Origin of the sequence: Peterkaempfera bronchialis (assembly GCF_003258605.2) — a bacterium.
GTDB lineage: Bacteria > Actinomycetota > Actinomycetes > Streptomycetales > Streptomycetaceae > Peterkaempfera > Peterkaempfera bronchialis.
Window position 1 is genome coordinate 5,927,373 of sequence record NZ_CP031264.1, and the last position, 14,195, is coordinate 5,941,567.

The window sequence follows — 14,195 nt, forward strand, 5'->3', positions numbered from 1 at the left end:
GGTGATTCCAAGGGTTTCCCCAGAGAACGAGGCCAGGGCACTCATCCACGGCCGCCTTCGGGACATGCTGTCGGAGTGGGACGACTCGGAGTGCACGGCACCGTCCCCCACCAGCTCGGCGCGGCGCGAGCCAGGCAGTCCAGCAGTTCCGCAGTCCCGCAGTTCCTGAAGGCCGCGAGTTCCTTTCCGTCACCACGACAGCATGGGGCAAGTTCCAATGGCTAATGAGGCGAAGCTTCGGGACTACCTCAAGTGGGTCACCGCTGACCTGCATGATGCCCGGCGAAAGCTCCAGGAGTTGGAGTCCAAGCAGCAGGAGCCCATCGCGATCGTCGGCATGAGCTGCCGGCTCCCCGGAGCCGTACGCTCACCCGACGACTTCTGGGAGCTGCTGGCCACCGGCACCGACGCCATATCCGACTGGCCCGCTGACCGGGGCTGGGACGTGGACGGTGCCGACCATGCGCGCGAGGGCGGGTTCGTCTACGACGCGGCCGAGTTCGACCCGGCGTTCTTCGGGATCTCGCCGCGCGAGGCCCTTGCCATGGACCCCCAGCAGCGCCTGCTGCTCGAAGCCTCCTGGGAGGCGTTCGAGCGCGCCGGCATCGACCCCGCCTCCGTGCGGGGCAGCCGCAGCGGCGTCTTCGTCGGATGCAGCGAGCAGGGCTACAGCAGCGGCCTGCGGGACGTCCCCGACGATGTGCGGGGACACCTGCTGACCGGCAACTCCATGTCGGTCGTCTCGGGACGCGTGGCCTACACGCTGGGCCTTGAGGGCCCGGCGGTGACGGTGGACACGGCCTGCTCGTCGTCGCTGGTGGCACTGCATCTGGCGGCGCAGGCGCTGCGGTCCGGCGAATGCTCGCTCGCCCTCGTCGGCGGGGTGACGGTGATGTCCACGCCGGGTGCCTTTGTGGAGTTCGGACGGCAGGGCGGTCTTGCCTCCGACGGCCGCTGCAAGGCGTTCGGTGAGGGTGCGGACGGCACCGGCTGGTCCGAGGGCGTCGGCATGATCCTGGTCGAGCGGCTGTCGGATGCGCGGCGCCTCGGGCATCAGGTGCTGGCAGTGGTGCGGGGTTCGGCCGTCAACCAGGACGGCGCGAGCAACGGCCTGACGGCGCCGAATGGCCCGTCGCAGCAGCGGGTGATCCGGGCTGCGCTGGCGGGTGCGGGTGTGTCGGCTGCCGAGGTGGATGCGGTGGAGGCGCATGGTACGGGGACGGCGCTGGGTGATCCGATCGAGGCGCAGGCGCTGCTGGCGACATACGGTCAGGGGCGCGAGGCCGGGCAGCCGTTGTGGCTGGGGTCGGCCAAGTCCAACATCGGGCACACGCAGGCTGCGGCCGGTGTCGTCGGCGTCATCAAGATGGTGCTGGCGCTGCGGCACGGGGTGCTGCCCGCGACGCTCCACGCGGACCAGCCGTCCTCGCATGTGGACTGGTCGGTGGGCGAGGTACGGCTGCTGACCCAGCCGGTGGAGTGGCCGGAGAGCGGTGACCGGCCGCGCCGGGCCGGGGTCTCGGCGTTCGGCGTCAGCGGCACCAATGCGCACGCCATCCTCGAAGAGGCTCCTGCGGTGGGCGAGGAGGAGGCGGCGGAGCAGCAGGCCGCCGCTGCTCCGGAGGTGCTGCCGGTGCTGCCCTGGGTGGTGTCCGGGCAGGATGAGAAGGCGCTGCGTGAGCAGGCCGCCCGGCTGATCGCCCATGTCACCGCGCACCCCGAGGACGACCTGCACCACCTGCACGACCTGGCCTGGTCGCTGGCCGCCACGCGCTCGGCGCTGCGGCACCGGGCTGCGGTGCTGGGCAGCGGCCGGGACGACCTGCTCGCGGGGCTGGCCGCAATCGCCCAGGGCGAGCGGGCCGATGGTGTCGTCACGGGTACCGCGCAGCCCGAGGGGAAGACGGCGCTGCTCTTTGCGGGGCAGGGTGCGCAGCGGGTGGGGATGGGGCGTGGGTTGTATGAGGCGTTCCCGGTTTTTGCGGGGGCGTTTGATGCGGTGTGTGCCCATGTCGACGGGGAGTTGGGGCGTTCGCTGCGTGAGGTGGTCTTCGGTGACGATGCGGAGCTGCTGAACGGGACGGGGTTGACTCAGCCTGCGTTGTTCGCGGTGGAGGTGGGGCTGTTCCGGCTGGTGGAGTCGTGGGGTGTCCGGGCGGATTATCTGGTCGGGCATTCGGTCGGTGAGCTGGCGGCTGCGCATGTGGCGGGGGTGCTGTCGCTGGAGGATGCCTGCCGGTTGGTGGTGGCGCGTGGTCGGTTGATGCAGGCGCTTCCGTCCGGGGGCGCGATGGTGTCGGTGCAGGCTGCTGAAGCTGAGGTACTGCCGCTGCTGGCGGGCCGTGAGGCCGAGGTGAGTATTGCGGCGCTGAACGGCCCGACCGCCACGGTGATCGCGGGTGATGAGGCCGCCGTCCTGGAGGTCGCCGCGCACTTCGCCGAACTCGGCCACAAGACCACGCGGTTGCGGGTCTCGCATGCGTTCCATTCGCCCCGGATGGAGCCGATGCTGGCGGACTTCCGGGCGGTTGCGGAGAGTGTGGAGTACCACCAGCCTGCGATTCCGGTGGTCTCGAACGTCACCGGTCGACTGGCCACGGCCGAGGAGTTGACCTCGCCGGAGTACTGGGTGCGCCATGTCCGGCAGGCGGTCCGCTTCGCCGACGGCATCGGCTGGCTGGAGCAGCACGGGGTCACCCGCTTTGTGGAGCTGGGCCCGGACGGCACCCTGACCGCCATGGCCCAGGGCTGCGTGGAGGGCGCCGACCATCTGCTGGTCCCGGCGCTGCGCGGCAACCTCGCCGAGGCGACCGCGCTGGCCGTCGCCGTCAGCCGGCTGCATGTGCACGGCTTCGCCCTTGACTGGGCGGCGCTCCTTCCCGGGGCCCGGCGGGTCGAGCTGCCGACGTATGCCTTCCAGCACGAGCGCTACTGGCTCGAACGGTCCTGGCAGCAGGCGCGGCATGAGCTGCCCGCCGCCGACGGCCGGAGCTACCGGGTGACGTGGAAGCCGCTCTCCGGGCTGCCTGGTGAGGTACGGGTCGCCGGGCGCTGGCTGGTGGTCGCGCCGGAGGGCGCCACCGGAGGCGACGGCTGGGACGGTGCGCTGGTCGAAGCACTGGTCGCGCGAGGCGCCCTGGTCGAACGGGTGGAGTGTGCCCCGGACTCCGACCGGGCGGAACTGGCCGCGCGGCTGACCGAGGCGGCCGGGCAGGAGCCGTTCGCCGGAGTGGTGTCGTCGCTGGCCCTGGCAGCGGGCGAGCGGGACGGCACACCCATGGGCGTGCTGACCACGACGCTGCTGGTGCAGGCGCTCGGTGACGCCGGGGTGGCCGCTCCCGTCTGGGCGGTGACACGCGGCGCCGTGTCCGTCGGACGCTCGGACGCGCCCCCGACCGCCCCTGCCGGCACCGCCGTCTGGGGCCTTGGCCGGGTGGTGGCGCTGGAGCATCCCGACCGGTGGGGCGGTCTGATCGACCTGCCGGAGTCATGGGACCGGCGGACCGCCTCGCGGCTCGCCGCCGTACTGGTCGACGGCGACGAGGACCAGGTGGCCATCCGCCCGTCCGGCGTGTTCGCCCGTCGGCTTGTACGGGCGTCCGGTGACGCGGCCTCGGCAGAGGGCGGCTGGGCGCCGCACGGCACGGTGCTGATCACCGGGGGTACGGGCGCGCTGGGCGCCCGGGTGGCCCGCTGGGCGGTCGAACGCGGCGCCGAGCAGGTCGTCCTGACCAGCCGGCGCGGCCCGGAAGCCCCGGGGGCTGCGGAACTGGAGGCGGAGCTGTCCGCCACGGGCGCCCGTGTGTCGGTCGTCGCCTGCGACCTGGCCGACCGGGACGCGGTGGCGCGGCTGCTGGAGGCGCACCCGGTGGACGCGGTCGTCCACGCGGCCGGGGTACTGGACGACGGCGTGATCGACACCCTGACCGCCGACCAGTTCGCCTCCGTGATGCGCGCGAAGGCCGTGTCCGCCGTCCACCTCGATGAGCTGACCCGGGACCGCGACCTCTCCGCGTTCGTCCTCTTCTCCTCCTTCGCGGGCACGGTCGGCTCCGCCGGTCAGGCCAACTACGCGGCGGCCAACGCCCTGCTGGACGCCGTGGCCGAACGGCGCGTCGCAGCGGGTCTGCCCGCCACCTCGATCGCCTGGGGTCCCTGGGCGGGCGGTGGAATGGCCGCCGAGGTGGGGAGCGGACAGCGGCAGCGGCGCGGGGGAGTGGGCCTGCTGGACCCGGACCCGGCGCTGGCCGCGCTCCGGGCGGCGGTCGCCTCGGCCGATCCGGTCCACTTTGTCGCGGACATCGACTGGGAGCGGTTCGGCCCGGCGTTCACCGCAGTCCGCCGCAGCCCGCTGATCGCCGACCTGTACGAGGCACCGAAGGCCGACACCGCCCACCGCACCGGCCCCTCCGAGCTGCGCCACCGGCTGGCCGGCCGACCGGCGGACGAGCAGGCACGGGAACTGCTGGACCTGGTGCGTACCCGGGCCGCCGCCGCGCTGGGACACTCGGGCCCGGAGGCGGTCCCGGCCGACCGGGCGTTCCGGGACCTGGGCGTCGACTCGCTGATCGCCGTCGAACTGCGCAACACCCTGGGCGCCGACTGCGGCGTGCCCCTGCCGTCCACCGTGGTCTTCGACTACCCGACGCCGCTGGCGCTGAGCCGCTATCTGCGCGGGCAGCTCCTCGGCGGCGACGCGGACGCCGACGGGGACGCCGACGCCCGGCAGCCCGTGGCGGGCGCTGTGGCGGTCTCCGACGATCCCGTGGTGATCGTGGGGATGAGCTGCCGCTTCCCCGGAGAGGTGCGCAGCCCCGAGGACTTCTGGACCCTGCTGGCCACCGGCCGGGACGGCGTCGCCGACTTCCCGCAGGACCGGGGCTGGGACCTGGACGCCCTGTACGACCCGGACGCGCGCCGCGAGAACACCAGCTACACGCGACTGGGCGGCTTCCTCTCCGGGGTCGACGGCTTCGACGCCGGGTTCTTCGGGGTCTCGCCGCGCGAGGCGCTTGCCATGGACCCGCAGCAGCGGCTGCTGCTGGAGGCCTCCTGGGAGGTGCTGGAGCGGTCCGGGATCGCCCCGGTCTCGCTGCGCGGCTCCCGTACCGGCGTCTTCGTGGGCACCAACGGGCAGGACTACCCGGCGCTGCTGGCGGCCTCGACCGACGACTTCGCCGGGTACATCGGCACGGGCAATGCGGCGAGTGTGGCGTCCGGGCGGATCTCCTATGTGCTGGGGCTTGAGGGTCCGGCGGTGACGGTGGACACGGCGTGCTCCTCGTCGCTGGTGGCGCTGCACTTGGCGGCGCAGGCGCTGCGGTCGGGGGAGTGCGACCTGGCGTTGGTGGGCGGCGTGACGGTGATGTCCACGCCGGGGGCGTTCATCGAGTTCAGCAAGCAGGGCGGACTTGCCGTTGACGGGCGGTGCAAGGCGTTCGCGGACGGCGCGGACGGCACCGGCTGGTCCGAGGGCGTCGGCATGCTTGCCGTGGAGCGGTTGTCGGATGCGCGGCGGCTTGGGCATCGGGTGTTGGCGGTGGTGGCGGGTTCTGCGGTCAATCAGGATGGTGCGAGTAATGGTCTGACGGCGCCGAATGGTCCGTCGCAGCAGCGGGTGATTCGGGCTGCGTTGGCGGGTGCGGGTGTGTCGGCTGCCGAGGTGGATGCGGTGGAGGCGCATGGTACGGGGACGGCGCTGGGTGATCCGATCGAGGCGCAGGCGCTGCTGGCGACCTACGGTCAGGGGCGGCCGGAGGGCCGGCCGTTGTGGTTGGGGTCGGTGAAGTCCAACATCGGGCATACGCAGGCTGCGGCCGGTGTGGCTGGTGTGATCAAGATGGTTTTGGCGCTGCGGCATGGGGTGCTGCCGGCGACCTTGCATGTGGATGAGCCGTCGTCGCATGTGGACTGGTCGGCGGGTGCCGTGCGGCTGCTGACCGAGTCGGTGGAGTGGGCCGCTGCCGAGGACCGTGTGCGTCGGGCGGGTGTGTCCTCGTTCGGGCTGAGCGGTACCAATGCGCACATCATCCTGGAGCAGGCTCCCGAACTCGCCGAGTCTGAGGGCGAGTCTTCTGCCGCCCAGCCGGAGCTGGTGCCCTGGGTGCTCTCTGCCCGTGGGGTCGACGCTCTGCGTGCCCAGGCCCGGCAGTTGCTGGCCCGGCTCGACGCGGACGCCGAACTCTCGCCGGTTGATGTGGCGTACTCGCTGGTCTCGACGCGTTCGGTGTTTGAGCGCCGGGCGGTGGTGTCGGGTGCGGGGCGGGCGGAGTTGGCCGCTGGGCTGTCTGCTTTGGCGGAGGGCGGTGAGCTGCCGGGGGTGGTCCAGGGGACTGCCGGTGAGGGGCGGACCGCGCTGCTCTTTGCGGGGCAGGGTGCGCAGCGGGTGGGGATGGGGCGTGGGTTGTATGAGGCGTTCCCCGTCTTTGCCGAGGCGTTTGATGCGGTGTGTGCCCATGTCGATGGGGAGTTGGGGCGTTCGCTGCGTGAGGTGGTCTTCGGTGACGATGCGGAGCTGCTGAACCGGACTGGGTTCACTCAGCCCGCGTTGTTTGCGGTGGAGGTGGCGCTGTTCCGGCTGCTGGAGTCGTGGGGTGTCCGGGCGGATTATCTGGTCGGGCATTCGGTGGGTGAGCTGGCGGCTGCGCATGTGGCGGGTGTGTTGTCGCTGGAGGATGCCTGCCGGCTGGTGGTGGCGCGTGGCCGTCTGATGCAGGCGCTTCCGGTCGGCGGCGCGATGGTGTCGGTGCAGGCCGCAGAGGCGGAGGTGCTGCCGCTGCTGGTCGGTCGCGAGGCCGAGGTGAGCGTTGCGGCGCTGAATGGCCCGGCCGCCACCGTCATTGCGGGCGACGAAGCCGTCGTCCTGGAGGTTGCCGGGGAGTTGGAGCGGCAGGGTCGCAAGACCAAGCGGCTGCGGGTCAGCCATGCCTTCCACTCCCCCCGGATGGAGCCGATGCTGGCGGACTTCCGCGCCGTCGCGGAGAGTGTGGAGTACCACCAGCCCGTGATTCCGGTGGTCTCCAATGTGACCGGCGAGCTTGCCACGGCCGAGGAGTTGACCTCGCCGGAGTACTGGGTGCGCCATGTCCGCCAGGCGGTCCGCTTCGCCGATGGCATCGGCTGGCTGGAGCAGCACGGGGTCACCCGCTTTATCGAGCTGGGCCCGGACGGCACCCTGACCGCCATGGCCCAGGGCTGCGTGGAGGGCGCCGACCATCTGCTGGTCCCGGCGCTGCGTAAGGACCGCCCGGAGTCAGCCGCGCTGCTGGCGGCGGTGTCGGGGCTGTTCGTGCGGGGTGGCGATGTCGACTGGGCGGAGTTCTTCCCGGGTGCCCGCCGGGTGGACCTGCCGACGTATGCCTTCCAACGTGAGCGCTACTGGCCGACCCTCGCCCTCGCCCCTGCTTCTGCCGCCGATGCGGGGAGCGGTGTCGATGCCCGCTTCTGGGACGCGGTCGAGCGTGAGGACCTGGATGCCCTGGCCAGCACGCTGGGCGTGGACGAAGGGTCGCTCGGCGGGCTGGTACCGGCGTTGTCCTCGTGGTGGCGCGGGCAGCGCGAGCAGTCCGTGGTGGACGGCTGGCGCTACCGGGTGACCTGGAAGCCGCAGCCCCCCGCGCCCGGCGGTGCGCGGCCGGCCGGGCGTTGGCTGCTGCTTGCGCCCGAGGGCACGGAGCTGGATGGCCTGGCGGCCTATGGCGCTGCGATCGAGTCGGTGGTGTGGGACCCGGCTGCGGAGCGTGATGTCCAGGCCCGGCGGATCAGGGAAGCGGTCGGCGAAGAGGCCGTCGCCGGTGTGCTGACGCTGACGCTGCCGGTCTCCGCCGACGCAGGGCCGGACGGTGTGCCTGCGGGCGTGCCCGCCACCGCGCTGCTGGTGCAGGCGCTGGGTGACGCTGGGGTGGCGGCTCCGCTCTGGGTGCTGACCCGTGGCGCGGTGTCGACCGGCCGCTCGGACGCGGAGCCCGATCCGGCGCAGGCGGCGGTCTGGGGTCTGGGCCGGGTCGCGGCGCTGGAGTACCCGGACCGCTGGGGTGGCCTGGTCGACCTCCCGCAGCGGCTGGACGAGCGGGCGACGGCCCGGCTGGCGGCCGTCCTGGCGGACGGCGCCGAGGACCAGGTGGCCATCCGCCCGTCCGGCGTCTTCGCCCGCCGGCTCGTACGGGCCCAGGGCGGCGAGACCGGACAGGAGTGGCGTGCACGCGGCACCGTGCTGGTCACCGGCGGGACGGGCGCGCTGGGCGCCCGGGTAGCCCGCTGGGCGGTCGAACGCGGCGCCGAGCATGTCGTCCTGACCAGCCGACGCGGCCGGAAGGCCCCGGATGCGGCCGGGCTGCGGGCGGAGCTGCGTGCGCTGGGTGCCAAGGTCACCATCGCCGCCTGCGATGTGGCCGACCGGGATGCGGTGGCGCGGCTGCTGCGCAGGTACCCCGTGGATGCGGTGGTGCATGCGGCGGGCGTGCTGGACGACGAGGTGATCGATGCGCTGACGCCCGAGCGGTTCGCCCCCGCGATGCGCGCCAAGGTGCTGGGTGCGCTCCACCTCGATGAGCTGACCCGGGACCGGGAGCTGTCGGCGTTTGTGGTCTTCTCCTCGATCGCCGGGGTGTGGGGCAGCGGCGGCCAGGCCGCCTATGCCGCCGCCAACGCCGCCCTGGACGCGCTGGTGGAGTCGCGGCGCGGCCGTGGCCTGGCGGGTACTGCGGTGGCATGGGGTCCGTGGGCCGAGGCGGGGATGGCGGCGGACGCGGACGTACGGGAGCAGCTTCGGCGGCGCGGCCTGGCGGCGCTGGAGCCGCAGTCCGCACTGCTGGCGCTGGAACGGGCCCTCGCCCTGGGCGATGTGTCCGTGGCGGTGGCCGATGTCGACTGGGGCCGGTTCGCCGCCGCGTTCGCCAGCGGTCGGCCCAGCCCGCTGCTGGCGGAGCTGCCGGAGGCCGCGCAGCAGCGAGACGACGGTACGGACGCACCCGGCGCCCGCACCGCCGGTTCGGCGCTGCGGGAGCGGCTGGCCGGGCTGTCGGCCGAGGAGCGGGACCGTGACCTGCTGGACCTGGTGCGCCGTCAGGCCGCCGTGGTGCTGGGCCACGCCGATCCGGCCTCGGTGGAGCCCGCCAGGGCCTTCCGCGAGATGGGCTTCGACTCGCTGACCGCCGTGGAGCTGCGCAACCGGCTGACCGCCGGGACGGGGGTGGCGCTGCCGTCCACGTTGGTCTTCGACCACCCGACGCCGCTGGCCGTCGCCGGGCACCTGCGCGACCAACTCTTCGGCGCGGAGCATGCGGCCCCGTCGGCCGTCACGCCCCTCGCGGCCGTGGACGACGACCCGGTGGTGATCGTCGGGATGGGGTGCCGCCTGCCGGGCGGGGTCTCCGGTCCCGAGGATCTGTGGCGGGTGCTCTCCGCCGGGCAGGACGCGATCTCCGGCTTCCCCGCCGACCGTGGCTGGGACCTGGACACCCTGCTCGGCGCCAGCGACACCCGGTACGGCGGCTTCCTGCCCGACGCCTCCCACTTCGACCCGGCGTTCTTCGGCATCAGCCCGCGTGAGGCCGTGGCGATCGACCCGCAGCAGCGACTGGTGCTGGAGACCTCCTGGGAGGCGCTCGAACGGGCCGGGATCGGCCCCGGTTCGCTCAGGGGCAGCCGGACCGGCGTCTTCGTGGGAGCGGGCAGCTCGGGGTACGCGGCCGGTCTGCGGCAGGTGCCCGAGGGGCTTGGCGGCCATCTGCTGACCGGCAGCGCCGGCAGCGTGGTCTCCGGCCGGGTCTCCTATGCGCTGGGTCTTGAGGGTCCGGCGGTGACGGTGGACACGGCCTGCTCCTCCTCGCTGGTCGCGCTGCACCTGGCGGCGCAGGCGCTGCGCTCGGGGGAGTGTGACCTCGCGCTCGCGGGCGGTGTCACGGTGATGGCCGACCCGGGTGCGTTCGTCGAGTTCAGCCTTCAGGGCGGTCTGGCCGCCGACGGCAGGTGCAAGGCGTTCGGGGACGGTGCGGACGGCACCGGCTGGTCCGAGGGCGTCGGCATGCTGGTGGTGGAGCGGCTGTCGGACGCCCGCCGCCACGGGCACACCGTGCTCGCGGTCGTCGCGGGTTCCGCGGTCAACCAGGACGGCGCCTCCAACGGCCTGACGGCGCCCAACGGCCCGTCGCAGCAGCGCGTCATCCGGCAGGCCCTGGCGAACGCCGGGCTGACCCCGTCCGAGGTGGACGCGGTGGAGGCGCACGGCACCGGGACCACCCTCGGCGACCCGATCGAGGCGCAGGCGCTGCTCGCCACCTACGGCCAGGACCGGCCGGAGGACCGCCCGCTCTGGCTCGGCTCGGTCAAGTCCAACCTCGGGCACACCCAGGCCGCCGCCGGGGTGACCGGCGTGATCAAGATGGTGCTGGCGCTGCGGCACGGCCGGCTGCCGCAGACCCTGCACGCCGACGCGCCGTCGTCCCGGGTGGACTGGACGGCGGGCCGGGTGCGGCTGCTGACCGAGCCGGTGGAATGGCCGGAGACCGGCCGTCCGCGCCGGGCCGGGGTCTCCGCGTTCGGCGTCTCCGGCACCAATGCGCATGTGGTGATCGCGCAGGCTCCGGCGCCGGAGCGGCCGGCGGACCCGCCGACCGCAGCCACCTCCCCGGTGGCCCCCTGGGTGCTCTCCGCGCGCAGCGCGGCGGGCCTGCGGGCGCAGGCGCAGCGGCTGCTGGCGCATCTGGAGGCGCGTACCGGCCTGGCACCGTTCGACGTGGGCTACTCGCTGGTGACGACCCGTTCGCCGTTCGAGCACCGGGCCGTGGTCTCCGGCACCGCGCGTGAGGAGCTGCTGCGCGGCCTGGCGGCGGTCGCCGAGGGCGGCGCCGTGGCCAACGCCGCCGTGGGGGACGCCTCCTCGGAGGGCCGGGTGGCCTTCCTCTTCGCCGGTCAGGGGACGCAGCGGCTCGGCATGGGCCGGGAGCTGTACGAGGCGTTCCCGGCGTTCGCCGACGCCTTCGACGCGGTCTGCGCCCAGCTGGACGACGCGCTGCCGCGCCCGCTGCGCGAGGTGGTCTTCGGCGACGACGCGGAGGTGCTGAACCGGACGGAGTACACCCAGACCGCGCTCTTCGCGGTGGAGGTGGCGCTCTTCCGGCTGGTCGAGTCATGGGGGGTCAGGCCGGACTATGTGGTCGGGCACTCCATCGGGGAGCTGGCGGCGGCGCATGTCGCGGGGGTGCTCTCCCTGGAGGACGCCTGCCGCCTGGTGGTGGCCCGGGGCCGTCTGATGCAGCAGCTGCCCGCCGGCGGGGCGATGGTGGCGTTGCAGGCCACCGAGGACGAGGTGCTCTCCCTGCTGGGCGGCCGCGAGGGCGAGGTGAGCATCGCGGCGCTCAACGGCCCGCAGGCGACGGTCATCGCGGGCGACGACGATGTGGTGCTCTTTGTCGCCGAGCACTTCGAGCGGGAGGGGCGGAAGGCGAAGCGGCTGCGGGTCAGCCATGCCTTCCACTCGCCCCGCATGGAGCCGATGCTGGCCGCCTTCCGGGAGGTGGCCGCCGGGCTGGAGTACGGGCAGCCGAGGATTCCGCTGGTCTCCAATGTGACCGGAGAGTTGGCCACCCCGGAGGAGCTGGCCTCGCCCGACTACTGGGTGCGGCACGTCCGGCAGGCGGTGCGCTTCGCCGACGGCATCGGCTGGCTGGAGCGCAACGGTGTGACCCGGTTCCTGGAACTGGGACCCGACGGGACGCTGACCGCCATGGCGCAGGGCTGCCTCCGGCAGACCGGCCTGCTCGCCCTGGCGACCCTGCGCGACGACCGGCCCGAGGTGGGCGCGCTGGTGGCGGCGGTCTCCGGCGCGTATGCGAACGGCGTGGCCGTCGACTGGCGCTCCTTCTTCGCCGCGACCGCCCCCGGTGCCCGCCCGGTCGAGCTGCCCACCTATGCCTTCCAGCACCAGCGCTACTGGCTGGAGGTGCCCGCCGGGACCGGCGACGCCTCCTCGATCGGCCTCGCCCCGGCCGACCACCCGCTGCTTGGCGCGGCCGTCCCGCTGGCCGCCAGCGGCACCGTGCTGATGACCGGACGGCTGTCGCTGCACGCCCAGCCGTGGCTGGCCGGGCACCGCATCGCGGACGCGGTGGTGCTGCCCAGCACGGCGCTGCTGGAACTGGCCGTACGCGCCGGAGACCAGGTCGGCTGCGGCCGGGTCGGCGAACTGACCCTGGAAGCACCGCTGGTCCTCGCCGACCACGGCGCGACCCAGCTCCAGCTGCGCATCGAGGAGCCGGACGCCTCCGGCACCCGTGCGCTCGGCGTGTACGCCCGACCCGCCGCCGACGGCGAGGACGGCGCCGATGGCAGCGGCACCCCCTGGACCCGGCACGCCGGCGGTGTACTCGGCGTCGGCACGCCGCACCGGCCGCAGGACGGCACCGACCTGGGCTTCGACTTCACCGCCTGGCCGCCCGCCGACGCCCGGCCCGCCGAGGTCGACGGCCTCTACGACCGGCTCGCCGAAACCGGATTCGGCTACGGCCCGCTCTTCCGGGGGCTGAAGGCGGCCTGGCAGCGCGGTGACGAGGTGTTCGCCGAGGTCGCCCTGCCCGAGGGCACGGAGGCCGAGGCCGGACGCTTCGGACTGCACCCGGCGCTGCTGGACGCGGCCCTGCACCCGCTCGGCCTCGGCCTCTTCGAGGACCTGGGCGACGGCCGGATGCTCTTCTCCTGGAGCGGCGCGACCCTGTACGCGGCCGGTGCGACCACCCTGCGCGTCCGGCTGGTCCGGCGCGGCCCCGACACCCTCGCCCTCCAGGCGGCCGACGGCACCGGGCAGCCGGTCCTCACGGTCGACTCGCTGCTGCTGCGCCGGATCGGCGCCGGACCGCTCGGCGCCGCCGCCTCCGGGCAGGCCCCGGGATCGCTGCTGCGCCGGGACTGGGTGCCGGTGGCCGTCCCCGGTGACGCGGACACCACCGGCTGGGCCGTCCTGGACGGCGACCGCACCGGGCTGCCGCAGCTCCTCCCGCTGCCCGTGGACGGCTCCGCCGCGACGGCCGAGGTGGTGCTGGTGAGCAGCGGCCCGGACGCCGGACCGCTCCCGCTGGAACTGCTGGAGCAGTGGCACGCCGACGGCCACCCCGGCCGACTGGTCGTCCTCACCCGGGGCGCGGTCGCCGTGGGCGACGAGGCAGCCGACCCGGCCGCCGCCGCGCTCCGCGCCCCGGCCCGCGCCGCACAGGCCCGGTACCCCGACCGGGTCGTCCTGGTCGACCTGGACGCACATGGGGAGTCGCTGCGCGCCCTGCCCGGGGCCGTCGCCTCCGGCGAGCCCGAACTCGCCGTACGCGGCGGTGCGGTGTCGGCAGCGCGGCTGGTCAGGATCGCCCCGGCCGCGACGGCGGACCTCGATCCGCACGGCACCGTGCTGGTGACCGGCGAGCTGGCCGGGCCGGTGGCCGAGGCCCTGGCAGGACGGGTCGCCGTATGGACCGCCGCGCCCGGCGAGGACCCGGCCGAGGCGCTGGCGCGCATCCCGGCCGAACGCCCGCTGACCGCCGTGGTGCACACCACCGACCTGGCGGGGGTCGACGCCGCCGACCAGGCGCTGCGCCTCCATGAGCTGACGGCGCACAGCGGCCTCTCCGCCTTTGTGCTGCTCGCCGCGACCCGCGACGACGCCGACGCCGGCGGGGACGGCCAGACGCAGGAAGCCGCGCTCGCCGCCCTCACCGCGCTCGCCGAGCGCCGCGCCGCCGACGGCCTTCCCGCGCTGGCGCTGGTCCCGCCGCACGGGCCCGGCATCGCGGCGCCCCCCGCACCGTCCCCGCTGGCCGCCCTCTCCCCCGGGAGACCGCCGAGCTGCTGCCCGCCGCGCTCGCCGCCGGCCGCACCACCGTGCTGGCCGCCCGGCTGGACACCGCCGCCCTGCGGTCGCCCGGCACACCGCTGCCGCCACTGCTGCGCGGGCTGGCGCCCGGCAGCGCCCGCCGCACCGCCGCCCGGGGCCAGGCCACCTCCGGCCTGGTGCAGCGGCTGGCCGGACGGACGGCGGCCGAACGGGACCGCGCGCTGCTGGGCGCGGTCCGCACCCAGGTCGCGGTGGTGCTGGGCTATGCCGGAGCGGAGGAGGTGGAGCCCGCGCGGTCCTTCTCCGACCTGGGGTTCACCTCGCTGACCGCCGTGGAGCTGCGCAATCAGCTCGGTACCGAACTCGGGGTGACGCTCCC

At 74.2% G+C, this 14,195-nt stretch carries 1 protein-coding gene and 1 pseudogene; both read left to right on the forward strand.

Annotation, left to right across the window (positions count from 1 at the left end; all coding sequences use genetic code 11):
* Window positions 1-217: 217 nt before the first annotated feature.
* Window positions 218-14,143: a type I polyketide synthase gene (locus C7M71_RS25720; RefSeq protein WP_229758911.1), complete on the forward strand. Its 13,926-nt coding sequence runs from the start codon at window positions 218-220 to the stop codon at window positions 14,141-14,143.
* Window positions 14,110-14,187 (forward strand): annotated as a pseudogene (locus C7M71_RS33295) (acyl carrier protein); the annotation flags it as partial. The gene C7M71_RS25720 and the pseudogene C7M71_RS33295, both read left to right, overlap by 34 nt.
* Window positions 14,188-14,195: the final 8 nt, after the last annotated feature.